Annotated in this window: 19 protein-coding genes; 6 read left to right on the top strand and 13 right to left on the bottom strand. The window is 41.5% G+C overall.

The window, feature by feature from the left end; genetic code table 11:
- Positions 1-120: 120 nt before the first annotated feature.
- Positions 121-459, bottom strand: a complete 339-nt coding sequence (locus tag ACVPON_RS06270; RefSeq protein ID WP_462877261.1) for an ATP cone domain-containing protein — start codon at positions 457-459, stop codon at positions 121-123.
- 188 nt (positions 460-647) lie between these two features.
- Here ACVPON_RS06270 and pepF point away from each other — a divergent pair, with 188 nt between their 5' ends.
- Positions 648-2,438: an oligoendopeptidase F gene (gene pepF, locus ACVPON_RS06265; RefSeq protein ID WP_462877259.1), complete on the top strand. Its 1,791-nt coding sequence runs from the start codon at positions 648-650 to the stop codon at positions 2,436-2,438.
- Positions 2,439-3,046: 608 nt separating this feature from the next.
- Here the strand turns inward: pepF and ACVPON_RS06260 are convergent.
- From ACVPON_RS06260 to ACVPON_RS06240, 5 genes are all read right to left on the bottom strand, one after another.
- Positions 3,047-3,754 carry an MIP/aquaporin family protein gene (locus tag ACVPON_RS06260; RefSeq protein ID WP_462877257.1) on the bottom strand — a complete coding sequence of 236 codons (708 nt, stop codon included), beginning with the start codon at positions 3,752-3,754 and terminating at the stop codon, positions 3,047-3,049.
- A gap of 42 nt (positions 3,755-3,796) precedes the next feature.
- Positions 3,797-5,623 (bottom strand): type 1 glycerol-3-phosphate oxidase, encoded by a 1,827-nt coding sequence (glpO, locus tag ACVPON_RS06255; protein ID WP_462877254.1) that lies wholly within the window; start codon positions 5,621-5,623, stop codon positions 3,797-3,799.
- 15 nt (positions 5,624-5,638) lie between these two features.
- Positions 5,639-7,153 carry a glycerol kinase GlpK gene (gene glpK / locus ACVPON_RS06250; RefSeq protein ID WP_462877252.1) on the bottom strand — a complete coding sequence of 505 codons (1,515 nt, stop codon included), beginning with the start codon at positions 7,151-7,153 and terminating at the stop codon, positions 5,639-5,641.
- Positions 7,154-7,608: 455 nt separating this feature from the next.
- Positions 7,609-9,081: a helix-turn-helix domain-containing protein gene (locus tag ACVPON_RS06245; RefSeq protein WP_462877250.1), complete on the bottom strand. Its 1,473-nt coding sequence runs from the start codon at positions 9,079-9,081 to the stop codon at positions 7,609-7,611.
- Positions 9,071-10,414: an FAD-dependent oxidoreductase gene (locus ACVPON_RS06240; protein WP_462877248.1), complete on the bottom strand. Its 1,344-nt coding sequence runs from the start codon at positions 10,412-10,414 to the stop codon at positions 9,071-9,073. Before ACVPON_RS06240 ends, ACVPON_RS06245 begins: the two co-directional genes overlap by 11 nt.
- Positions 10,415-10,701: 287 nt before the next feature.
- Here ACVPON_RS06240 and ACVPON_RS06235 point away from each other — a divergent pair, with 287 nt between their 5' ends.
- Positions 10,702-11,208, top strand: a complete 507-nt coding sequence (locus tag ACVPON_RS06235) for a GNAT family N-acetyltransferase (protein WP_462877246.1) — start codon at positions 10,702-10,704, stop codon at positions 11,206-11,208.
- Between the two features lie 1,045 nt (positions 11,209-12,253).
- Here the strand turns inward: ACVPON_RS06235 and ACVPON_RS06230 are convergent.
- The 7 genes from ACVPON_RS06230 to ACVPON_RS06200 all read right to left on the bottom strand — a co-directional run bounded on the left by ACVPON_RS06230 (position 12,254) and on the right by ACVPON_RS06200 (position 22,427).
- Positions 12,254-13,999 (bottom strand): ABC transporter ATP-binding protein, encoded by a 1,746-nt coding sequence (locus ACVPON_RS06230; RefSeq protein WP_462877244.1) that lies wholly within the window; start codon positions 13,997-13,999, stop codon positions 12,254-12,256.
- Entirely contained in the window at positions 13,968-15,734 is a 1,767-nt protein-coding gene (locus tag ACVPON_RS06225) for an ABC transporter ATP-binding protein (RefSeq protein WP_462877242.1), read from the bottom strand. Before ACVPON_RS06225 ends, ACVPON_RS06230 begins: the two co-directional genes overlap by 32 nt.
- A gap of 249 nt (positions 15,735-15,983) precedes the next feature.
- Positions 15,984-16,373, bottom strand: coding sequence for a stress response transcriptional regulator NmlR (gene nmlR, locus ACVPON_RS06220; RefSeq protein ID WP_462877240.1), 390 nt, complete (start codon positions 16,371-16,373; stop codon positions 15,984-15,986).
- Positions 16,374-17,124: 751 nt separating this feature from the next.
- Entirely contained in the window at positions 17,125-18,006 is an 882-nt protein-coding gene (gene dapA / locus ACVPON_RS06215; protein WP_462877238.1) for a 4-hydroxy-tetrahydrodipicolinate synthase, read from the bottom strand.
- A gap of 36 nt (positions 18,007-18,042) precedes the next feature.
- A complete protein-coding gene (locus ACVPON_RS06210; protein WP_462877236.1) occupies positions 18,043-19,119 on the bottom strand; it encodes an aspartate-semialdehyde dehydrogenase in 1,077 nt (358 codons plus the stop codon).
- A 475-nt stretch (positions 19,120-19,594) separates the two neighbouring features.
- A complete protein-coding gene (locus ACVPON_RS06205; RefSeq protein WP_462877234.1) occupies positions 19,595-20,209 on the bottom strand; it encodes a DUF5052 family protein in 615 nt (204 codons plus the stop codon).
- A gap of 547 nt (positions 20,210-20,756) precedes the next feature.
- Entirely contained in the window at positions 20,757-22,427 is a 1,671-nt protein-coding gene (locus ACVPON_RS06200) for a formate--tetrahydrofolate ligase (protein WP_462877232.1), read from the bottom strand.
- 328 nt (positions 22,428-22,755) lie between these two features.
- On the opposite strand from ACVPON_RS06200, the gene ACVPON_RS06195 reads away from it, so the two are divergent.
- From ACVPON_RS06195 to ACVPON_RS06180, 4 genes are all read left to right on the top strand, one after another.
- Positions 22,756-23,445 (top strand): phosphopantothenate--cysteine ligase, encoded by a 690-nt coding sequence (locus tag ACVPON_RS06195; RefSeq protein ID WP_462877230.1) that lies wholly within the window; start codon positions 22,756-22,758, stop codon positions 23,443-23,445.
- Between the two features lies 1 nt (position 23,446).
- The gene (gene coaC / locus ACVPON_RS06190) at positions 23,447-23,995 is read left to right on the top strand and encodes a phosphopantothenoylcysteine decarboxylase (RefSeq protein ID WP_462877228.1); all 549 of its coding nucleotides are present in this window, start codon (positions 23,447-23,449) and stop codon (positions 23,993-23,995) included.
- Positions 23,982-24,551: an ECF transporter S component gene (locus ACVPON_RS06185; RefSeq protein ID WP_462877226.1), complete on the top strand. Its 570-nt coding sequence runs from the start codon at positions 23,982-23,984 to the stop codon at positions 24,549-24,551. Before coaC ends, ACVPON_RS06185 begins: the two co-directional genes overlap by 14 nt.
- 87 nt (positions 24,552-24,638) lie before the next feature.
- Positions 24,639-26,363, top strand: a complete 1,725-nt coding sequence (locus ACVPON_RS06180; protein ID WP_462877224.1) for a phospho-sugar mutase — start codon at positions 24,639-24,641, stop codon at positions 26,361-26,363.
- Positions 26,364-26,514: the final 151 nt, after the last annotated feature.

Genomic DNA, 26,514 nt, shown 5'->3' with positions numbered 1-26,514 from the left:
AAAGAGAGAACGAATCTCGTCCTCTCACGATGTTAGCTTTTCATCAACCCACTACAGTTGACAAAGAGCCAAAAAAAGCCATCTATCGATAGCTTTTGGCTTTCCATTTCCTACACTTGATTACCTGAGTTGTTCAAATCGTAGATGAACATTAATACGATCCCCATAACCATTACGCTCTAAATCGCGTTGGAGACGATAAGAAATATAGTGTTCCGCAATAGTGATGTAGCCCGCATCAATCAGACGGTGTTCCACCTGCGATTGGACCATGCTAATCGTTGGACGTTCGGTATGAGCTTCTTCCAAGTCTAAAACGACTTTCTTTGTAACCTGTGCTAAATTTTGACGCCAAGTATCATCAATGACATATACAGTACGAGCAGCCCTTATAATGGCTTGATAAATTTTATCTGGATTAAAGTCAACGACTTCCCCGTTCCGTTTAATGACTTGCATAAAAAACTCCTTTCTTGCGGTCGACAACCCTCTTATCTTTCCTAAAGACCAACACCCAATTCTAGAAAAATAGCAATGAGTGGTTGATAAATACTATACTCCCATTATCCAAGGATTTTCGCTATTTGTCAAGTTTTTTTCCTGAAATATGATATAATATTTCCATTACAAAAAAAGGAGAATATTAGATGACAAACGCTATGCCAAAACGTCAAGAAATTGATGTGCATTTAACATGGGATACTTCTCTTATTTATCCCTCCCAGCAAGCCTATCAAGAAGCACTTACTGCCTACAAAATACAGGTTGAGCAATTTGAAAACAACTATAAAGACAAGCTCACTTCTGTTGATGTGATTATTCAAGCTCTCAAGGAATATGAGCGAATCCAAATCATTAACAGCAAATTGCTCCACTATGCTTTTCTAAATCTTGATGTAGATAAGATGAATGCTGATCTTGCTAGCCTTGCCAATGACTATCAAGTAACCATAGCTACTAGCTATCCCAAAATTGCTTTCTTGCAAACTCAACTGACCCTTCTTGATGAGACACTTCTAAACCAAGTTAGCGCTAAGGAGCCACAATGGACTAGCTATATCAAGGAAATCATTCGTCAAAAGCCCCACCAACTCCATCCTTTGCAAGAGGAAGTGTTAGCAAACTTTGCCCCAAGTTTTGAGCAACCTTACCGCAATTATGAGACAACAAAATTTGAAGATATGACCTTTAACAACTTCATTGCAAATGGTCAATCTTACGGAAATAGCTACGTTCTTTTTGAAAATGATTATGAGATCAGCCACGATAGCGAACTTCGTCGCAATGCTGCAGATAGCTTCTATTCAACCCTTCGAAAATATAAGAATACCACAGCGGCAGACTACTTGTCCCACATCAAAAATGAACAAATCAAGGCAAAATTACGTGGCTTTGATTCCACTATTGACTATCTCCTCTTTGGTCAGAATGTCTCTCGTGATCTATTTGACCGTCAAATCGATGTGATTATGAAGGAACTAGCACCTCACATGCGCCGCTATGTGAAACTGGTTGCCAAGGCACATGGTCTTGACACCATTACCCATGCAGACTTGAAAATCAGCCTGCCTTCTGACTTCAATCAACGCATTACCCCTGAAGAATCTAAACAATTCTTAATTGACTGTCTTGGAATCTTAGGAGCTGATTACATCAAAATGATTGAGCAAGCCTTTGAGGAGCGCTGGATTGACTTTGCCCAAAATGAAGGAAAGGCAACCGGAGGCTATTGCGCAACCTTGTATGATGGACCATCTTACATCCTCTTGTCTTGGACTGGTTTGATGAATGAGGTCTTGGTTCTCGCACATGAATTGGGACATGCTGGTCATTTCCAATTAGCAAAAAAACAAAGTATTCTCAACTATGAGCCATCCCTTTACTTTATCGAAGCACCATCTACTGCCAATGAGGTCTTAACATGTAACACCCTCTTGAAACAAAATCAAGATCCTGCTTTCCAAGCCTATCTCATCAGCGAATTGATTAGCCGTACGTATTTCCATAATATGGTTACTCATTTGCTGGAAGCAGCTTTCCAACGTGAGGTTTATACCCGCTTGGACAAGGATGAATACCTTAATGGAGATATTCTGTGCCAAATCAAGCTAGACATCATCAAAGAATTCTGGGGGGAAGATTTTGAAATCGGTGATGATGCAGGATTGATTTGGATGCGCCAGCCACACTACTATATGGGCTTGTATCCATACACCTACTCTGCTGGTCTCACCATCGGAACTGCCATGGCAAAACAGCTAGAAGAACAACCCGAAGCTGTTGTTGGCAAGTGGCTTGAAACCCTCTCATTAGGAGCAAGCCTATCTGCCCAAGACCTTGCCAAACATGCAGGTGTTGATGTCTCAACAGACAAGCCATTAAAAGACACCATTGCCTATGTCGGATCATTGGTTGATAAATTAGAAGAACTGATATAAGACGAAAAACCTGTCTCTATTTAAAAGTGAGACAGGTTTTCTTCAGGCTTATACTCAAAGAAAATCAAGCTAGTCCTTTCCTTTAGCTTTAGGTAAGGAGGATGGACACAGCAACTCAATCACGGACAATTGGCATAAAAGCAGTGACTGTTCCCAACTATGTCTTTTTGTTTTAGGAAATAGGCTGAAAAGATCCATTAGAGTTCGTCACTCATCAAACTAGAATATGATATAAGGACATTTGACAAGAGGGGCACTCATTTTAGTTCTAACTTTAAACAGGCTATTCTTAGACTGTTGTGCTAGATGGCTACCTGCCTTTTTGACACAGCTTTTAGCACCTTCCAATGATCCGTTGATACCGTGTAGTGCTGATTTTTATACTCATTTCGTTTAACTTTTATTACTTCAACGATTGTGGAAACTACGTTTCTCTATTTCCAACTTCCAATCATCTGCTAGATGATTGGAACTCGCTTTGCCGTACTCTACGATTGTTACTGACTATCGTCAGTATGATTTCCAACCTTCAACAGTCATTAGACTGTTGAAGCAGCCTGCAGCTCCTTGCCTAGTACTAAAAGGAAACGAAACAACTATAAAGAATATTAGAAGATCAATCCATAGAAAATTGCTGCGAGCAAGCCTCCGATGATAGGACCTAAAACTGGTACGAGAGCATAGCTCCAGTCTGAGTTACCTTTGTGCTTCAATGGAAGGATAGCGTGCATGATACGTGGACCAAGGTCACGCGCAGGATTTAAAGCATACCCTGTTGGACCACCGAGAGAAACTCCGAGAGACACAATCAAGGCTCCAACTGTCAAGGTAGCAAGACCAGCAGGCATATCATAGTTGCCAAAAGCGAGCAGGGCAAGTACGAGAACGAACGTTCCAATTGCTTCGCTGATTGTATTTGTAACTGTATTGCGAATAGCAGGTCCTGTTGAGAAAGTTGCAAGAACTGCTCCAGTATCTTCTGTTGCATCGTAGTGATCCTTGTACATCGCATAAACCAAGATACTTCCAATAAAAGCACCAATGAACTGGGCACCGATGTAAGGAAGGACAGAGCCCCATGGAAGATTACCTGCGTAAGCCATAGCGATGGATACCGCCGGATTCAAATGAGCAGGCCCTAACAGACCACCTATAAAAGCTGCCATTGCAACGGCAAGACCCCAACCGATTGTAATCACAATCCAGCCAGCGTCCTTACTCTTACTTTTATCAAGGACGACACCTGCTACAACTCCATTCCCCAATAAGATGAGTAAGGCAGTTCCGATTACTTCACCTAATAATTCTTTTGTCATATAAACTCCTTCTACATTTTGTATTGATAGTGATGATTGAATTTACTTTTTTAAGTAAGCCAAGTCGTTCTTGACTAGGGTCTCCTCTAATAAGGTCCGTTGTGCTACCTGCTCTTCTTCAGACCAGCCGTAGTAAGCTGCCATTTCAGATAGTACATCTTCAACAATATGGTCTAGCTGCTCACGCATAAAGAGCATATAGTTCGTCCGACGTAGGAGATAGTCTACTGCAGTTAAAGTCATCTCCTCTTTCATCGCATAATGAAGAGATAGTAAATCGCGTTGGTTCAGATTACTTACTGCTTCTACTTTGTGGTTAAGGGCAAAGACTTTTGGTGCATTTGAACCGTATAAATTCGCAAGATAAAGTGCATCATCATAGTTCAAGCCTTTTTTCACACCCAATTGTGCCAAATGTTCAATTTCTTCTGCCACATTAGCAGGATTTAATTCTCCACCTGATACAGGATAGGTTTTTGAATTGATTAGTCTAAATGTGCGACCATGTTCTGCGTCAAGAATTTCCGCCACTTTTTCAAGGGCACCCTCTGCCATTTTACGGAAGTCAGTAATTTTTCCTCCAGCAAGGGTCAATAAACCATTGTCATCACGATCAAGAGCAGAGCCACGAGAAACAGCTGATGGGTCTAATGTTTTTTCTGATACACTCCCTTCAAGCTGGGTTAAATCATGCTCGACATCATCACGTGTTTTTTCATTGTTGAGATAAGCCTTGACGGTATCGATCAGGCTATTGAAACTATCATCGCTCAATTTACCATTATTTCCACCATTGTAGTCAGAAGCACCATTTCCAGATAAGAGTGGGCGCAAACCTGCCCAGCCGCTCTCAATATCATCGAGGGTCAAGTGAGCATCAGGGAAACGATTGTTCACAATATCAAGTAGATAATCAACATCTTCTTGCGTTACCATTGGATTGGCTAGATCGCCTGTGTAGTCTGTATCTGTCGTTCCAAAATAGGTCTTGTTTTCACGCGGTAAGACAAAGACCATTCGTCCATCTGCATGTCCTGTATCAAAATAAGTCGGTTGTGGCACAGAAAGGCGAGAACTATCCACCACTAAGTGAACTCCTTTTGTTGGGCGCATTTGCAAGAGACCACTACCTTCACCACCGAGATTGCGTACTTCGTCACTCCATGGTCCAGTTGTATTGATGACGAGACGAGCTCGAATTTCAAAGGTGCTGTCTGTCAGGAGGTCACGTGCGACAATCCCTATAATCTTGCCCTTGCTATCCTTGATAAAGCGCTCTGCTTTGACACGGCTCGCAATCAAGGCTCCATCTTTGGCAGCACGCTTGATATTTTCGATAACGAGACGGGCATCGTTATTACGGAAATCAAGGTAGACACCACCTCCGACAAGCCCCTCCTGCTTCAAATGTGGTTCACGTTCTAGGACTTCTTCTTTTGTTAGCACTTTATTAGCCAGATCTGTATTGTTGACACCTGCTAGGAGGTCATACAAGTCCATGGCAACTTTTAAGCGGAACATGCTGAAGGTAGATCCCTCTTCATCATAGACTGGAAGTAACATTGGGTCTGGTTTTGGAATGTGAGGAGCAATTTGTTGTACCACTGCACGTTCTGAAACTGTATCGGATACAACCTCCACATCAAATTGTTTCAAGTAACGCAAGCCACCGTGAACCAATTTTGTAGACCGGCTACTCGTCCCTTCTGCAAAGTCTTGCATTTCAATCAAGGCTGTTTCCATTCCACTTGCCGCTGCTTGTAGAGCAACACCTGCACCAGTGATCCCTCCTCCTATAATCAGCAAATCAAGCTGTCTGTCCTGCATTTTTTCAATAGCTAGTCGTCTTGTTTCTTTTGAAAATTCCATTTTATACTCTCTCTTCTATTCTTCTTCATCTATCTCAGCAAATAATTGCGTAGCTGCAACTGCTTTCTTCCACCCCTTGTACAACTGTTCCTTACGGGCATTGTTCATAGCTGGTTGGAAAGAATGACCAACGGCATTTAGAGCCTTTAATTCCTCTAAATCTTTCCAGAAACCGACTGCCAAACCAGCAAGAAAGGCTGCGCCGAGGGCTGTTGTTTCCAAATTTTTAGCTCTTGCAATTTCAATACCTAAAATATCCGCTTGGAACTGCATAAGGAGGCTGTTCATGGCTGCACCACCATCTACCTTCAAGACAGAGATAGGCATTCCAGAGTCAATTTGCATCACATCAATAACATCGCGCACCTGATAGGCGATAGATTGAAGAGTTGCCTTCACAAAGTCTTCCTTAGTGGTTCCACGTGTCAAACCAAAAACTGAACCACGGGCATCGGAGTTCCAATAGGGTGCACCAAGACCGGTAAAGGCTGGGACTACATAGACTTCATCATTGCTAGTAGACTTGCGGGCTAGTTCCTCAGATTCAGGAGACTCTTTGACCATACGCATACCATCCCGCAACCACTGAACAGCACTACCTGCAATGAAAACGGAACCCTCAAGGGCATAGTAAACCTTGCCATTGATTCCATAGCCGATGGTTGTCAAGAGACTATTTTCAGATAACTGCATCTCTTCACCAGTGTTCATGACGATGAAAGAACCTGTGCCGTAGGTATTTTTTACCATACCTGGCTCAAAGGCTAATTGTCCAAACAAGGCTGCCTGTTGGTCACCTGCCATCCCTGAAATTGGAACTTCTGCACCGTAGAAATGAAATGGCGTCGTCTTGCCATAGACTTCTGAATTGGACTTGACTTCCGGCAACATCGCTTTTGGAATATTCAAAAGCGCAAGAATATCATCATCCCATTTGAGTTCCTTAATATTATACAGCATGGTTCGTGCTGCATTGGAATAGTCTGTCACATGGCAGCGTCCATTGGTTAATTTCCAGACTAGCCATGTATCGATTGTACCAAAAAGAATTTCTCCTTTTTCAGCTCGCTCTTGGGCACCTGGCACTTGATCTAAAATCCACCGAACCTTAGTTGCAGAGAAATAAGCATCAATGACCAAGCCAGTCTTTTGGTGAATCATGTCCGAATAGCCATCTTGTTTCAACTGATCTGCAAGATGAGCTGTCTGACGGGATTGCCAGACGATTGCATTGTAGATTGGAAGCCCTGTCTCCTTATCCCAGACAACCGTTGTTTCCCGTTGGTTGGTAATTCCGATTCCCTCGATTTGCGATGGGTTAATCCCGCTTTCGATGAAAGCTCCTGCAATGACGGATTGGACTGAATTCCAAATCTGATTCGCATTGTGCTCTACCCAACCTGGTTTTAGGAAAATTTGTGGAAATTCCTTTTGATAACTTCCGACTTTCTCACCTTTTTTATTAAAGATGATGGCACGTGAGCTTGTCGTGCCTTGATCAATAGCCATAATATATTTTTCTTGTGTCATGGGAGACCTCCTTTATTTATGATAACCCTTCAGCTTTCTTTTACTACCAAGAAACAAAGCACAAACATCACTAAGATTAGACAAGCTAAGTTAAGGAACTAATAAAATGAGACTGAATGGTTGTATTTGAAAACGCTTACGTTTTCTAGTTATCCCTATTGTAACCTATTTCTCCCACCAGCTCCTATCAAAAAATATAGGTTCTGAAAAATTTTTGATAGAAAAAGAGCACGATCCCTCCTCATCAAATGATAAGTAGACTCTTACTCTTTTTTCTTTCTTTTGTACCTACTCATACTCAATAAAAATCAAAAGTAGACTCGCTTTCACAATTAAGAATGTGAAAGGTTGGAAATGAGGTTAGCACCACTCATTTTCTTATAATCGAAGCCCAAGGTAGAACGAGCCTTCACCAAGGCAAGTTGACGAAGGATTCTTTTGATTTTTAAAGAGTATCAACGCCTCTCCATCGAGAACATACTGGTTTCTAGACGTCGCTGGGCACGCTTTTCTTTCTGCTCCTGAAGGTTGGTAATGATTTTTTTCAAGGCTATCAAATCATTTGCGTACAATCTTCTATAGAAGAAATAGCAAGGCATATCTAAAAGGCTGGGCTCATCTGATATCAGCAAATCATAGTCATTAGAAGGAGAAAAAGGCTCGATACTAACGGCATGTGTGCGTTCAAACTCTCTTTGTAGTTGGAACAAAATAGGCTCTGAAATAATGGGAGATTGGTAGGACATAAAAGCAATTCGTACCACTACTGGCTGAGCTTGACTGAGATAGTCAAAGAGCCCCGCCACATTCCCTACCTCCTCCTCGCACTGAAAGATAAGGTTGGGACATTGAGGTTGGTAAACCTTTTCTAAAACTGTTGCTAGCAAGGAACGAGCACTTGTTAATGGATATTGATTCTTATGGAGAATAGCGGGCTCCAAACTTCCCTTAAAAAAGTAGACTTTTCCCAATAATTGATTGAGATAATATAGAATCTGCTCGTGGATAGGTAGTTGATGCCCTACCTCTTCACGAATGGTCTGGTAGCACCAGGTAGTAGCTTCTCGAATCGGTCCACCAAAGGCGATGATTTGCTCAATTTTCTGTGGGGCTAGAATAAAGTGACTGACTAAAAAGGCAAATAAGCTCATGACCTCCCCCTCACGAACAGGTGTGGATTGATATTGATAAAGGGTTAGGACAAAAGTCCGTAATTCCTGATACCATTTCTGCTCCATATAGGGCTTCATCAACTGGATTAGCTCATTAAAATCGATGTCGCATCCCCTCATGCGTCGTTGAGAGATACCAAGCCAAAGAGAGAGTTGAAAGGCTTGGTAAGAGTTAAACTTCACCTCAAAAAATCGTTCAAACAGTGCAAGATAATTGGCTAGCTGACGGAAGTAAGGGCATTTTTTGATACTAGAGGCAGTCTTTGTTTGCAAAAAGAGCTGGTAATAGAAATAACGAATCTGCAAGTCACTTCCCTTAAGCCGACCATTCCGTATGCTAATCTGAAAATCCTGCAAAAGATGATTGAGAGCAGCCAATTGTCGATTAAGACTGGCCTCACTAATCAGCAAGTGCTGTGCCAAAGCATGAATGGCAAATTCTTCCTTCTCAAAAAGATAGAGCAGCATCTGATACTTGGTACTAAATTGACATAGGTAGGCTACCCAGTCTGCATGTAAGAAAGCATCTTTCCTCTCATAGCTTACTTCTTCTTCTCTTATGTGCAAGTATAGTCCTAGCTCAGCCTGCCTTGCCTCTTCATCGAACGATTCGATATAACGAACGAGGGTCGTGCGTGATAGATTCAGTTCTTGACTTAGGGTCTTTAACGAAAGACTGGATTGACTATCTTTTAGACGCTCCACCAGAAGATAGACCGCCCGCTCCCGTTTTTCCAAAAGCTCTTCAATCCTCATAGGCAGCCTCCTCCTCTTGCCGATGCAGGTATAGCTGACAAGCCTCTGTCACAATGGGGACAAGGTTTGTATAACGTGGTAAACAAAGCCAGCTCTGCTCAACCATATCTTGCACTGTCATGCCATTTGAAATAGCTAGCGCCAAAGTATTCATTTGATGAATATGACGGGAGGTAGAAACCAACTGCCCGCCTAAAAGGCGACCGCTTGAAGATTGTACAATCAATTTAAAGGTTAATTCTTCTGCTTCCCACTGACTAAAAGGCGCTTGTAAAAGAACTGTATCCACATCTGTCCAGAGCTGGGCTTGACGCTCTGTTAAGCCGACACTTGTGATATTATATCCGAAAAGATGACTGGAAACAACTCGCTGCACTTCCTTTAGGGGGCGTCGTTTGCTTACTAAATTATAGGCTACCAAACGCCCTGTCAAAATAGCATGATTGATGAGCGGCAGGTAAGCCTTGCCAAAAAAGGCAAAGGGAAGTTGAATAAGATCTCCAATCGCAAAGATATTGGGATGGCTCGTTTCCAGATAGTCATCCACGACAATCGTTTTATCCGGATTACACTCCAAAATCCCTCTTACGATGTCTGTATTCGGCTGAAAATTGGTCGCAAGCAACAAGTAATCTGCTTCATAACTAGCCTTTAGGGTATCAACCCTGACCTTATGACCAGTTGACGACAGACTAATCTTCTCCACAGTTTCTGCTGTATGCAGGTCAATCTTGTGCTTTTTCAATTCTTCTTCAATCCCTACCATTAGGTCTGGATCTACATACTTGGCAAGAGGGGTTGTTTCAGCTTCAAACAAGGTCAGAGAAAGTGGTAACTGACTAAGGGCATCCGCACTTTCTAGTCCAATCTGTCCGCCACCAATAATGATGACTGACTGCGCTGCCCTTATCTTCTCTTGACTTTTCTGAGCATCTGAAAAATACTTAGACGATAAGATACGCTCCGTTAGTGCGTCCTCTTCTATATTCCATACTTGCTTCGCTCCCATAGCCAAAATCAGGCTATCATAAGTCTCTTCACCAACCACTCCTCCTTGCTCAAGCATGAGCACTTGACGGTCTGCATCTAATTGAAGGAGCTTGGTCTCTAGTCGTACATCAATCCTAGTCTTCTGGACTTGATGCCATAGCTCGCTCCGCGCTTCTTCAACCTGTCCTAACTCTCCCTTTAATTGCCAATTAAACACATTCGGAAAAAAGCCGACCTCTTTTTCCTTATCTATTAGCACAATCTGCGCTTTAGGATAGATTTGATAGCACTCCAAAGCGGCACTCATACCCGCAAAAGAAGCCCCAACAATGATGATTTTCATAGCTTTTCCTCCATTTTTCTTAATTATACCACAAATGTTGAAAGGGGTTACATATCTATGCTTTCTACTATTTTGAATATCAAACTCAACCTTAACTTGCCTTGGTGAACGCTCGTTTTACCTTCGGCTAACCGTTCACAATTCTTAATTATGAAAGCTAGTCTACTTTTGATTTTTATTGAGTATTATCTGAATTTATTGTTCCTGGAGCAGCAGCTACCGTTGTCACCTATAACCCCATATGATATACTAATAGAAAAAGAAGCCATTTTAAGGAGCTTGAAGAAGTGAAGATTTATAAAGATAAGGAAATCTATCAAATCATAGACAAGGTATCTGCTTTATATGATGATGTCTATAAAGATGAAATTCAAAAACCCCATTCCTTGAAAAAGAGGATTGAAAATAGTATCTTGTCCGATCGCCAGGCTATTCTTGTAACAGAAGAATACAAAGAGCAACTTGTAGGATTTTTATTTGGATTTGACTTTAGAAAAGAAAATTGGTGGGCACAGCAAGTCGACAGGATATTGCCAAAAGAGACCGACTGGTACCAGCACTCCTTTGAATTAAACGAACTATGTATCAATAAGGACTATCGTAGACAAGGCATTGGTTATCAACTCATGAATTATTTAGCAACTACAGACTTTGACTACCTTCTACTAAGTGTTAGAGTTCAGAATACCCCTGCTCTTTCCTTGTATAAAAAACTGGGCTATCAAGTTCTGCATGAGCATTTCCAATTTGACGCCGGAGAAACCCTCTTTCACATTATGTATAAAGAAAATTAAGATGTGAGGACGTTAAGAAAATGGAAAGAAAAATAGGGAATCGGAGAAGATTGCTCCGGTAATCGATACGATTCATCTTTTTTCTGCCATTTTTAGTCCGAACTCAGTTAAACCAAAATACAAAAGCCGTAAAGTGAATAGAGTTCATAATGGCTACAGAAAAATAGGAAATTTGACGAATGAAAAGCTCCAGTGGAGGTTTTCAGCCTATCTCTAAAAAGCTTCTCATCTGTAATTAGATAAAGCCGAAACGGCTACCTATCTTTTTCACACAGTGCTTAGCTCGAACTCAATTACAACAAGATACGAGGGCGTGAAAAAAGCGAATGTACCCAAAGGGCATCCGTATCTGTAAAGCAGGCACAGCCTGCAACAGCTACGGTAAAAATAGAAAATGCGACGAAGAAGCACCAGCTTCTAGGAGGATTTATCTTTTTTCCGAGCTTTTAGCCCGTGTTCAATTACAACAAGATACGAGAGCCTTTGACACGAGTGTCACTCGTTTTATTTCCAACCTTCATCAGTCTGAAAGAGACTGATGAAGCAACTCCTAGAAAAAATAGACAATCGAAGCAGGTTGGCTTGCAACCAATGAGATTGGTCCTCGCTTTCCAGTTTCTTGGCTCGGGTTAAACGAAGCCACTGGATTCGTTTAATTATAGTTGTTTCATTTCCTTTTAGTACTAGGCAAGGAGCTGCAGGCTGCTTCAACAGTCTAATGACTGTTGAAGGTTGGAAATCATACTGACGATAGTCAGTAACAATCGTAGAGTACGGCAAAGCGAGTTCCAATCATCTAGCAGATGATTGGAAGTTGGAAATAGAGAAACGTAGTTTCCACAATTCATCTAGCAGATGATTGGAAGTTGGAAATAAGGAAACGAAGTTTCCACAATCGTCGAAGTAATAAAAGTTAAACTAAATGAGTATAACAATCAGTTGTAGCCAAAATTAAAAGGAACTAGACCAAGGAAATACTCTCTAAAAATGAATGTTTTGAAAAATGTAAGAATTTTTCAAAACATTCATTCTTTTTTTCTTCCATTTACGAATGTATAAGCATACCTGCCTGTAGTTGATACATTTTATGATAGGTACCTCTCTTTTCTAGCAATTCCTCATGCGTTCCACTTTCGATAATCTTCCCTTTCTCAAGAACATAGATACGATTGGCATCTTGAATCGTTGACAGACGATGGGCGACAGCAATAGTCGTGCGTCCCCGACGCATTTTATCAAGAGAATGTTGAACCATCTGCTCCGTTTCCGAATCAATATTAGCTGTTGCTTCATCCAAAATCAAGATCTTAGGTTGGCTTGCGATTGTACGTGCAAAAGCCAACAACTGTCGTTGCCCTGTTGAAAAACTACTTCCACGTTCAGACACAGGAGCTTGATAGCGACCTGGTAATTTCTGAATAAACTGATCTGCATCCACAAACTCTGCAGCCCCACGCACTTCTTCAGCTGTAATATCTTGATACATCTTGATATTGGTCTCAATAGTACCATGGTATAAAAAGGGTTCTTGTAAGACAAGCCCGATGTGCTTGCGCAACTCTGCCTGAGAGAATTGACGTATATCCTGGCCGTCAATCAAGACTTGACCTGATTCAAATTCATAAAACCGCATCAAGACATTGATAATGGACGATTTTCCAGATCCTGTTGCTCCGACAAAAGCAATCGTTTCTCCTTTGCCTACCTGAAATGAAATTCCGTCCAAGATACGCCGTTGTCCGTCATACGAAAAAGACACATCACGAAATTCAATCACTCCCTCTCTAATCTGAGCAGGACTATTTCCCTGTTTCGGCTCAAAAAAGGCCTCATCAATCAAGTCAAAAACCCGACCTGCCGACACTACAGAAGTTTGCATAGTGGAAAAATTCTGGGTCACTTCTATTAAGGGATCAAACAAGCGATTGATATATTGGATAAAAGCGTACATTAGCCCTGCTGACATGCCAATATTGAGACCTCGAAATCCAAAATAAGCCATTAGAAGCGCATAGGCAAGCAGTTTTAACAGCGACATGGCTGGTCGTAAAAATAGACTATCTAAGGCTACCGAGCGGTTGGCATAGAGCATATGCTCCTGGTTGATTTCCTCAAACTCTGCTTTTAATCGCTCTTCTTGATTGAAGGCCTGAATGATACGGATTCCCTCAATGCTCTCAGAAAGTTTGCTATTGATATCACCCAAGAGACTTCTAGTTTTTGCAATGATAGCAACTGATTTTTTCCGATAGAGATTGATTAAGATAAAGATAAAAGGAAGCAAGAGAATCACCAAGACTGTTAATCTCATATCTAATACCAGCATGGTATAAAGGGTTACAACGAAAATAAAAACGGCTGAGATAAAACTAGATAAAATACCTGAAAACATTTCAGAAATAGCCTCGGTATCATTGGTGATACGAGAGACAATCGTTCCTGTAGGGGTTTTATCAAAATAAGCCATACCTAAGTTTTCCATATTAGAAAAGGCATCTCTACGAATATCACGGACAATACTATAGGATACTTTGGCAAAAAAGAAATTTCCGAAGTACTGAATGATTGCCTGCAACACATACATCAGATAATAACCGACTAAGAGCATAATAGCCCTCTGATTGAGATAGCTTAAATACTGGTCTATAAAATGAGAAGCAAGCAAGGGAATAAGGCTCTTTACAACCGTTGTCAACAAGAGCAAACTAAGAGCGAGTATCGTCAACCATTTATAGGGCTTTAAATAGGACAGCAAGCGTTTAAAAACAGCCCATTGGCTCATTTTTTTCATATGCTACTTCCTCCATTTCTAGCTGTTGTGAAGCATAGGTTTCTGCATACCAACCACCTTGCTCTAGCAATTCCTTATGGCTACCTCGCTCAATAATTTTGCCGTCTTGCATCACTAAGATTAAGTCTGCATGAACAACTGCTGACAAACGGTGGGCAGAGATAATGGTGGTCTTAGCTTGTCGCATTCCTTTAAGATTTTCAATGATAGCATGCTCTGTCTTAGCATCAACTGCTGATAAAGAATCATCTAAAATCAAAATCTCTGGATTCAAGATAATCGCACGGCTCATAGCCAGGCGTTGCTTTTGACCACCTGACAAGGATACTCCTTTTTCACCAATAACCGTATCGAAGCCCTTAGGCATGGCCATAATATCATCATAAACCTGAGATAACTTAGTTGCTTCTACTACTCTTTCTCGTGATAAATCTGGATTAGCAAAGCGGACGTTTTCTAAAACCGAGGTCGCAAACAAGAATTGGTCTTGGGGTACATAGCCAATTAGCTGACGCAAATCACACAGACGATAGTTCCGAATATCATGACCGTTAAGAGTGATTCTTCCAACTCTCACATCATATTCTCGTAGTAGCAGTTTAATCAAACTGGTCTTCCCAGAACCAGTCTGTCCCACCAAGCCTAGGGTCTGCCCTTTCTCTAAGCTAAAGCCAATGTCCGATAGGGTTTCGTCCTCTTCATAGCTAAATTGCTTCACATCATAGACTAGACGTCCATTTGCAATATTTTCAATAGGATTCTCTGCATCTTTAATGGCTGGCTCTTGACTTAAAAGTGCATGGATTCGTTCATAAGATACCTTGCCACGTTGTAGCATATTCACTAAAAAACCAACAGCCATTAAAGGCCAGACCAACATATCTAGATAGGTCACAAAGGTTACTAAATCCCCAATTGTTACTTGACCTTGGACAATCATAAAAGCGCCAACCGTCAATGTTAACACATAAGAAGCACCAATAAAAAGCAAGACCAAGGGATTGAACATGGCATCATACTTCATCGTGCGCATATTTTTAGTAAAAGTCATCTCATTGACCTCTTGAAAGGCAGTTATTTCTGCTACCTGATAACCAAAGGACTTGGTCACCTTGATCCCTGCTACACTCTCTTGTACCTTGTTGTTCAATTCTGAAAAGGCTGCTTGGGATTCTTTAAAAGTCTCATGGGTTTTTCGACCTAGTTTACTCGTTGCGAGTGCCATAAAGGGTAAAGGGATTACTGCAATCAAGGTCATCTGCCAAGAAATAGTAAAAAACATCGTAACGAACGTCACCAAGGCTGTAATCGAAGCGTCAACTGCCGACATCACTCCACCGCCCGCCAAACGGGTCAAGGAGTTAATATCATTGGTCACATGCGCCATTAAATCTCCTGTCCGATATTGCTGGTAAAAGGACGGTGACATCTTAGTGAAGTGTTCAAACAGACGATAGCGAATGATTTGCCCCAGCCGATAAGAAGTCCCTAAAATGTACATTCTCCAAATATAGCGCAGAATATACATGCTAACAGCTACTAGAACTAGATACAAGAGCTGGATAAGCAAGTCTCTTTTTGTCAAATGTCCATTCGTAATCGCATCAATAACCTGCCCCATAATTTTCGGTGGGATTAAATTTAAAACAGCCACTAAACTCAAAGAAGTGATTCCGATAAGATAGCGCCGTTTTTCTTCCTTAAAAAACCACCAAAGATTTTTTATGATTGACATGAATTTCCTTTCTATTTCTCATCTTTTATACATCATCTATTATAGCATATTTTTAAGAGTAAGCTCTTTTTAAAATTTAGTAACCCTTTATAATGATAAAAGGCATTGCAACAAGGCTAGCGCTATAATTTAACGTCAGACATCTAGCACTTAAAGCAATATCTCTGGATAGGAATAGCACGTAAAAATAGGGTAGATAAGCCATTTAAAAGAGGCTCTCTCGCTTCAATATCTGTAAATATCTCCTATCTATCTTCCTCTTTCAAATAAAGATTTTTCTTTTGCCACGATAACTTTCTCATAATTTTCAATCTTGTAGTCCAAGCGACTAATTGCAGACACAAGCTCATCGAGCTTTTCTTGTAATTTTTTACGCTCATCAAGCAAAATCGCACGACGTTCTTCAAGATTCTGATCTTCTCCGTCTTGACATAAGCTGATATAGGTAATCAAGCTCTCAACTGATACCCCTGCACTTCTAAAACAACGAACAAATTCTAGGACAGCCAAATCTTGTTCACCAAAATCACGGACACCTGCACTATTACGCTGAATCGGTGGAATTAAGCCAATCCGTTCATAATAGCGAATCGTATCACTCGATAAGCCTACTAACTCACTGGCCTTTTTGATGTTCATAAGAATAACCTCTTTTCTCTACTAGTATATACTTCTAGACAAAACACAAAGAGCCCAACAAAAGCGAAGGAAAGGACTATACGAACTTCTTTTGTATTGTTGGACAAGTATACTCATTTCGTTTACCTTTTATTACTTCAACGATTGTGGAAACTACGTTTCTCTATTTCCAACTTCCAATCATCTGCTAGATGAATTGTGGAAACTACGTTTCTCTATTTCCAACTTCCAATCATCTGCTAGATGATTGGAACTCGCTTTGCCCTACTCTACGATTGTTACTGACTATCGTCAGTATGATTTCCAACCTTCAACAGTCATTAGACTGTTGAAGCAGCCTGCAGCTCGTTTCCTAGTACTAATACTCTTTAAAAATCAAAAGTAGACTCAGAGTCTGGGACAAAAGTCTAACCTCAACTATAAAAAACGAACAAAACTGGTTTTCGGACACTCAACATTCTTGTTTGTTCGCTTTTTGTATTTCATTTATCAATTTGAAGATTTGATGATAAAGAATTTCAAAAATCAAAATCTTTTTGTCCCAGCCTCGTTGGAAATGAGAGTAGCACCGCTCATTTCCTTATAATCGAAACCCAAGGTAGAACGAGCCTTCACCAAGGCAAGTTGACGAAGGAGCCTTTTGATTTTTAAAGAGTATAAACTTAGTCATCGTTCGTTTTTTTCAACATACAGCCAGTATTTCATCAAAAAAATAAGAAAACTCTAAAATATTCATTCCAGAGTTTCCTTGCTATTTTTCCATGATAGCAATAATGGCTCTTGCTTCTAGCTCGCTACAAGCAACGAGTGGCAACCGCAATGGACCGACTTCGAACCCTTGGTGGTTGAGAATAGCTTTCAGAGGTGCAGGACTTGTGGTCGAAAAGAGGGCTTCCACTTTGGGCAACAATTTGCGTTGTATCGCTCCTGCTTCTGTTATCTTTCCCTCATCCAAAGCCGCAAACATCCTATAGAAATCATCTCCATTAGTATGGGAAGCTACACTGACTACGCCTTGAGCACCTAGTGCCTTGGCATGAAAGGCTTCACTATCTTCTCCAGTGTAGACTAGGAAATCCTCTGGGGCATTTTCTACGAGATGAGAAATCGTCGCTAGGCCCGTACAATCCTTAATCGCAATAATATTTGGATGCTGTGCCAAGCGAAGTGAGGTTTCTAAAGTCAAACCAGCCACCGTACGCCCTGGCACATTGTAGACCATTATCGGTAAATGACTAGCGTCCGCAATCGCCTTATAGTGCTGGTATAGCCCCTCTTGAGTTGGCTTGTTGTAATAAGGAGTTACCGCAAGCCCCGCAGCAAAACCACCGAAAGCAGCTACCTCACGTGCAAAGGCAATCGAATCGCGCGTATCATTCGTCCCAATCCCTGCAATCAAAGGCACACGCCCAGCCACAATACGCTGCACTTCCGCAAAGAGTTCTAATTCTTCCTCGTGGGTCAAAGTCGGGCTTTCGCCCGTTGTTCCTGCTAAAATCAAGCCCTCAGTATGGTGGGAGAGGAGATGTTCAATCAACTTAGGCAATGCCCCAAAGTTGATGCTTCCGTCATCATGAAAAGGCGTAACGAGCGCTGTAATAATGCGTGCTTTTCTCAAATTTTCTAGTGACATGGCTTCCTCCTAAGTGATTGGCTATCTTGTTCTCGCTTATTTTAAGTCAAAAACCACTTCTTGGCTTTTACGAATCAATCCACGTTCATGAAGTGTTTCAGCGATTTGAACGGAATTCCAAGCTGCCCCTTTCAAGAGATTGTCAGAGACAACCCACATATGAATACCTTTTTCTGCATCTAAATCTTTCCGAATACGACCGATAAAGGTTTCGCGCTTGCCTACCGCATTGATCGCCTGCGGATAAATTTGTTGGGACACATCATCTTCTAAAACGGCCCCCGGAAAGGCTGCGATAGCTGCCTTTACTTCGTCAATCGGAGCTACTTCTTTTGTCTCAATATAAACGGATTCCGAATGAGCTGATAAGACTGGAATACGAACACAGGTGGCAGAAACAGCGATGTTTTCATCCCCCATGATTTTCTTGGTTTCCTTGGTCATTTTCATCTCTTCATAGGTATAATCATTGTCGGTAAAAATGTCAATTTGTGGCAGAGCATTAAATCCAATTGGATAATGCTTTTTATCACTACCAGACGGCAAAATAGTTGCCTCTACCTCTTTTGGTGCTACGCCATCATTTAAGACTGCACGTAGCTGTGCTTGGGTTTCCAAAATCGCTCCCATACCCGCTCCAGAAACAGCTTGATAGGTCGATACAATCACTCGATCTAAGCCCCACTTTTGACGGATTGGCTCTAAGGCTACCATCATTTGAATCGTAGAGCAATTAGGACAGGCAATAATCCCCTTATGGGCATCTAGCGCATGGGCATTTACTTCAGGTACAACAAGCGGTACATCGGGATGTTGACGGAAATAAGACGTATTATCAACCACAACAGCTCCTGCCTTGACTGCATAGGGAGCATACTTAGCAGAGGTAGATCCTCCTGCTGAAAATAGTGCAATATCTATCCCTTCAAAAGCAGCTTCTGTCGTTTCTTCAATGGTCACATCTTGCCCTTTGAATTGCAAGACCTTACCGGCTGAACGAGCAGAAGCCAAATAACGTACTCTATCAATAGGTAAAGTGGAGCTTTCCAACATCTGAATCATTTGTGCACCAACGGCACCAGTTGCACCAACAACGGCTACTGTGTATCCCATAATCTACCTCTTTTTTCCGAATTTTCTAAAAATTTTTCTATGCTTGTTATTATATACTTTTTTTCAATGAATGAAAAGAGATTCTTAGAAAAAAAGTATATAATAACAAAAAAGACCAAGATTTCTCTTAGTCTAAGGGCACTTTCGTGTGATAAGCAGGTTCACACAACTTATCAAGATCCGCTCCTGCGTTTTGACCTCCCTAGCGTGAAAGTGGCTTCTGCCACATTCGGCTCATCGCATGCCATTATTATACCATATTTCTCCAACAATGCAAAAGTTAAACACTCCTTCTCCAGCCTAGAGCTGTCTTAGAATCTCTATTTACAGTGCAGCACTGCCATCTAAGGCTCGTTTTTAAGCTACTCATCGTTTGCTTTTTCAAGATATAGTCAATATGTCCTCAAAAAAACGAACTTGATGGGCAAAAAAACGACCTCTTATACAAAAGTACTTTACGGATGAATACAGGTTCTTATTTTTCCAGCAATTCCCTATCATAAATCGTGTAATCACAGCGATAAATAATGAGGCGCTTACCATCAATGAGAAGTTCTGAAGTTTTCGGTGCATCAGAGGCATATAAGGAAACCTTATTTCCTGCATAAGTCGCAAGGGGAGTACCATTCTGCGAGCGAATCAAAATCACTTTTTCCTTTCCAGTAAAATCGTTCTTAAATTTGGATAGCATCCGATTAAGAAGTGGAACGGCAGGTTTCTGATCATCAACGGTTGTAGTTGTTTGGTATTTTAGGAAAATATCTTCTAGTCCATCTTCCACAGCAATCAAGGAAGATCCTACATGATCTATTTCGTATTTCCCTAAAGTAATTTTTAAGACCGAACTATCTCCCTTGGAGTTGCCCTCACTGTCTACTGAGTCAAAGTCTTCATTACGAGAAATGGATAGCGATTTTCCAGACATTTGATCAATTAGTTGAGAATTTTCATCATAGGTGCGTACTGTCATTTCAAGCCCAATCCATTCTGCCTTGGTGTTCTTCCACCAGTTTTGAATCGACTGACAGCCTCCTAGAAGCCCTAGCGTTACAGTCAGTACTAGAGCTGTTTGTAGTAGTTTCTTTTTCATTCTTTTTCTTCCTCTCTATTTTTGAAAAAACGATAATCGCTAACAATATTCATTCGCAAGTTGAATAGTCCAATGTCAGATGATGGTAAAAAGAAGTACTTATGGCTTTCTTTTTACTTCGTACTTCAGATCGACTGGAGTCATCCTCCTTATATTTTACCAAAAAACTGGGGAAAATCCCCAGTTTAAGTCTCTAGTCTCTACCTTGCGGGAATCAACATGGAGCTATAAAGGTAGCTTGTGATTTAAAAATGTATCTCGTTTAACGAGTACTATCTTTTAAAAGCTTACTTCATTCGCTATTTATTTTACTGATTCGTACATGCTATCTATAAGCGAAAGCCCTATCGTCATCAGTATTGCCTTGCCCTATGCTAGTACAAGAAGCAATCTTTACCCCACGCCACTTCTTCATGAAAAAAGAGTGGGTAGGTCGAACTTTCAAAGTCACGACCCTCCTCACTCTAACTTGGTAATCAATAAAGTATTTTCTTTTTGAGGTATTCCACAACATACCTTGCCACCCAGAGGGCGCTGTCAACGGGGATTAAAACAGCCCAATCGCAGTCCCATCATCAGCTACATCCATATTGAGAGCAGCAGGAGACTTCGGTAAGCCTGGCATGGTCATGACATCACCTGTAAGAGCCACGATGAATCCAGCACCTAGCTTGGGTACAAATTCACGCACAGTAACTTCAAAGTCTTCCGGTGCACCGAGGGCTGTTGGATCATCTGAAAAGCTGTATTGCGTTTTTGCCATGCAGACAGGAAGTTTATCCCAACCATACTTGGCAAACTCTGCCAACTGAGTACGAGCCTTCTTCTCAAAGACCACTCCTGTCCCACCGTAAATCTCGGTTACAATCTTGGTCACTTTTGTTTCTAAACTATCCTCTGACTGGTAGAGATGCTCATAATTGGCAGGGCTTGTCGTAATGGTTTTGACAAGGGTTTCTGCTAAGTCAATTCCACCTTCAGCACCTCTTGCCCAGACACTTGTAAGCGAAACTGGTACACTTATTTCTAGGCATAGTTCTTCCAAGGTCGCAATTTCTGCTGGTGTATCCGATACAAATTCGTTAATAGCGACGACTGCTGGAATACCATATTTTTGTATATTTTCAATATGACGTTTAAGGTTGGCAAATCCTGCTCGGACTGCTTCAACATTTTCAGCAGAAAGCTTGTCTTTCTTTACACCGCCATGCATTTTAAGGGCACGCAAAGTAGCAACAATCACAACGGCATCGGGAGCTTTTGGCAGATTTGGGGTTTTGATATCAAGAAATTTCTCTGCACCCAAGTCTGCACCAAATCCTGCTTCTGTCACTACATAATCTGCCAAACGAAGGGCTGTAGAAGTCGCTAAAACAGAGTTACAGCCATGGGCAATATTAGCAAAGGGACCGCCGTGTACAAAGGCAGGAGTACCGTAAATCGTCTGAACAAGATTGGGCTTCAAAGCTTCTTTCAAGAGCAGGGCTAAAGCTCCCTCTACTGCTAAATCTCTGACATAGACCGGACTACGATCAAAGCGATAGCCAATCATGATATTCGCCAAGCGTTCTTTCAAATCCTTCAAATCTGTTGCTAAGCACAAAATAGCCATGATTTCAGAGGCAACTGTAATATCAAAGCCGTCCTCACGTGGAATGCCGTTTAAAGGAGAACCCAAGCCAACGGTCACCTTGCGCAGAGCACGATCATTCAAATCCACCACGCGCTTCCAGATAATGCGGCGTTGATCGATTCCCAAACTATTTCCTTGATGGATATGGTTATCAATCAAGGCAGAAAGAGCATTATTAGCTGTTGTAATGGCATGCATGTCACCTGTAAAATGGAGATTGATGTCTTCCATCGGCAAGACCTGGGCATAGCCTCCACCTGCAGCACCACCCTTAATCCCCATAACAGGACCAAGCGATGGTTCGCGAAGAGCAATCATCGTTTTCTTACCAATCTTAGACAAGGCATCTGCTAGACCGATCGTCACCGTTGACTTTCCCTCTCCAGCAGGCGTGGGATTGATAGCTGTTACCAAAATCAGCTTCCCAAGATTATTCTCCTTGACAGCTTCAATCTTGTCAAAGGCTAATTTAGCCTTGTATTTTCCGTATAATTCCAAATCATCGTAGCTAAGTCCTACTTTTTCGACCACATCTACAATCGGCTGTAATACGACACTTTGAGCAATTTCAATATCTGTTTTCATAATAGCTCCCATCTTTTTTATTGAGAATAGTATATCAAAAACTTCACGAAAACGCACGTTTTTAGATGATATTATTTTAAACATACGGATTTTACTTATTTCTAACTAAATATCTCCAGAAACATTCAGCTAAAAAAGGAAATATCCTTACACTAAAGCATCTGCATTCAAAAGGGATATTTCCTAACCCATGTAGATAGTTGAGAAAAAGCATCAGACTGCAAGTAAAAAAATAGGGGAAAATAAGATAGAAATGTTTAATAAAAATGTAGGAATAAGAACACTCCTAAAACTTTACCTAAAGCAGATTTTCTAGTACAATATAAGCATGAAAATTTTGATTACCTCTGGCGGGACCAGCGAAGCCATTGACCGCGTCCGCTCCATTACCAACCACGCTACAGGTCATTTGGGCAAAATCATCGCTGAAAAATGCTTAGAAGCCCAGCTTGATGTAACGCTAGTAACCACTAAGACAGCTGTTAAGCCACAACCTCACAATCAGTTAACGATTGTGGAAATCAGTGATGTTACAAGTCTTCTTCATACCTTGGAAACACTTGTCCCAATACATGATGCCATTATCCATAGTATGGCAGTATCTGATTACAGCCCTGTTTATATGACAGGTTTAGAGCAAGTAAAAGCTACAAAAAATATCGACAGCCTCCTGACTGAGACCAACCTTGAAGGAAAGATATCCTCAAATGATGAATACCAGGTACTCTTTCTCAAAAAGACACCCAAGGTAATCTCCTACATCAAGCAATGGAATCCTGCCATTCAGCTGATCGGCTTCAAACTCTTGGTCAATGTCTCAAAAGAAGAACTCTTTCAAGTCGCACGCGCAAGTCTTGTCAACAATCAAGCTGACTATATCCTTGCTAATGATTTGACAGACATTAGTCCAACCAAACACATTGCCTATCTACTTACCAAAGAAGAGGTTTATCCTGCTCAAACAAAGGAAGAAATTGCAGATATCATTTTCGAAAAAGTATTAGAAAAAAGGAGATAGTATGGCACGTATCACTCTTGCCGTCACAGGCTCTATATCCGCTTATAAGGCAGCAGACTTGACCAGCCAGCTCGGAAAACTAGGACACTCGGTCACCGTCTTAATGACCACTTCTGCTACCCATTTTATCACCCCCTTGACCTTTCAAGCCCTCTCAAAAAATCCGGTCTACACAGACCTGATGACAGAGGAAGACCCAAGCTCAATCCAGCATATTGACCTTGCCAAGCAAACCGACTTATTTTTAGTCGCTCCTGCTTCTGCCCAAACCATCGCAAAACTTGCACATGGCTTTGCTGATAACATCGTGACCGCTCTTGCTCTTGCCCTACCGGCTACAATACCACGGCTGATTGCTCCAGCCATGAACACCAATATGTACCTCAATCCTGCTACCCAGCAGAATCTAGAGCACCTTCAAAGCTATGGTTTTCAAGTGATTCCTCCGCGTGAGGCCTTGCTAGCCTGTGGCGATGTCGGCATTGGTGCCCTAACGGATATTCATCTTATTTTAGAGAAAGTGAGTGAAACGCTTCATGAAACAAACTAAATCAACCCAAATTGCAACACTAGCTATCTTTTTTGCAGTGATGATTGTGATTGACATCATCAGCTCCATTATCTTCAATCTTTTTCCTTTCCCAATCAAGCCTACGATTGTCCATCTGCCTGTCATTATCGCTTCTATTCTTTATGGTCCTAAAATAGGGGCTACCCTGGGAGGTCTGATGGGGATATTGAGTGTTGCTCACAATACAATCTACCTCCTACCGACCAGCTACCTCTTTTCACCCTTCGTTCAAAATGGACAATGGTACTCTCTCCTTGTTGCCATCGTGCCACGAATTTTAATCGGTATCACACCTTACTTCGTCTATCGCCTATCTCAAAAGCAGACAGGACTTTTAGTCGCTGGAGCGATTGGCTCAATGACCAATACTGTCTTTGTTCTTGGAAGTATCTTCTTCCTCTTTTCTGGAGTATATAATGGGGATATTCGCGCGATGCTTATGAGTATTATCGGGACAAATTCCATCGCTGAAATGATAATTGTAGCCTTTCTCACAACGGCTATCGTTCCTACCTTGCAAAAAGCAAAAAAATAATCAGAAAATCACGTGAAAGCGTGCTTTTTCTTTTCAAAAATGGTATAATGAAAGCGTTTAAGAGAATATAAAAAAAAGGAGAATACTATGACTTACCAAGAACAGTATCAAACCTGGCTCAACTATGCAGAACTCCCTGCTTATTTACGAGAAGACCTATGTAATATGAACGAAAAACAAAAAGAAGATGCCTTTTATACATCTCTTGAGTTTGGAACAGCTGGTATGCGTGGGTTGATTGGTGCAGGAACCAACCGTATCAACATTTATGTTGTCCGCCAAGCCACTGAGGGATTGGCACGTCTCATCGAGTCAAAAGGTCAAGAAGCCATGGACAGAGGGGTTGCCATTGCTTATGATTCACGCCATTTCTCACAGGAATTTGCCTTTGATGCAGCTCGAGTACTCGCAGAGCATGGAATCAAAGCATATGTCTTTGAAGAATTACGGCCAACACCTGAACTTTCCTTTGCTGTTCGCCACCTTCATACTGTTGCTGGAATTATGATCACTGCCAGCCATAACCCTGCTCCTTACAATGGCTATAAGGTATATGGAGAAGACGGTGGTCAAATGCCTCCAGCAGATGCGGATTCTCTTACAAACTATATCCGTGAAATTACGGACCCCTTTGCAATTGCGGTAGCCGATTTAGAAACAGCCAAGCAAAGTGGTCTCATCGAAGTGATTGGTGAAGCGGTTGATAAGGAATACCTTAAAGAAATCAAGGATGTAACTATCAATCAAGATCTCATTAATGAATACGGTCGCGATATGAAGATTGTCTTCACTCCGCTTCATGGTACTGGTGAAATGTTGGCTCGTCGTGCTCTTGCCCAAGCTGGCTTTGAATCTGTCCAAGTGGTCGAAAGTCAAGCAAAGCCAGACCCTGATTTCTCAACCGTCTCATCACCAAACCCAGAAAGCCAATCAGCCTTTGCCCTTGCGGAAGAATTGGGGCGTCAAGTCGATGCTGATGTTCTGGTCGCAACAGACCCAGATGCTGACCGTCTCGGAGTAGAAATTCGCCAAGCAGATGGTAGCTATCGCAATCTTTCTGGTAACCAAATTGGAGCGCTCATCGCTAAATATATCTTAGAAGCCCACAAACAAGCTGGTACCCTGCCAGCCAATGCTGCCCTTGCGAAATCAATCGTATCGACTGAACTCGTAACCAAGATTGCAGAAAGCTATGGTGCCACCATGTTTAATGTCTTGACCGGCTTCAAGTTTATTGCGGAAAAAATCCAAGAATTTGAAGAAAGACACAACCATACTTACATGTTTGGCTTTGAAGAAAGTTTTGGTTACCTCATCAAGCCCTTTGTCCGTGACAAAGATGCTATCCAAGCTGTCCTAATCGTCGCAGAAATTGCTGCCTACTACCGCTCTCAAGGCTTGACCTTGGCTGACGGTATTGACCGAATCTTTACAGAATATGGCTACTACGCAGAAAAAACAATTTCCGTCACCTTGTCAGGGGTTGATGGTAAAGCAGAAATCAAGAAGATCATGGATAAATTCCGTGGCAATGCCCCTACCCAATTCAACCAAACAGAAATTGCCTTATTAGAAGACTTCCAAGAGCAAACAGCTACAGACAAGGACGGTAAGGTTTCTACCCTATCTACTCCACCGAGCAATGTCTTGAAGTATACCCTAACAGACAATTCTTGGTTTGCTGTGCGTCCATCTGGAACTGAACCAAAAATCAAGTTCTACATTGCAACTGTTGGCGCAGATAGCCAGGAAGCCGAAACTAAAATCGCTGCTATTGAAGCTGAAATTAACACCTTTGTAAAAGAGGCATAATTGCTCCTCATAGCCAGCAGAAAACTCACTATTAAAAGAAATATTCCTCGAAGTTGTTGCTTCGAGGAATATTTCTTTTATTCACAAACAATCTCCGTTTCTGACTACCTTTCAACCATGGAATCAAATTAACGAAGTCTAAGAGACTAGG

The organism is Streptococcus sp. 1F3, assembly GCF_054968985.1.
The sequence above is the reverse complement of the archived record's forward strand: the minus strand, read 5'-3'. Positions and strand labels throughout refer to the sequence as shown.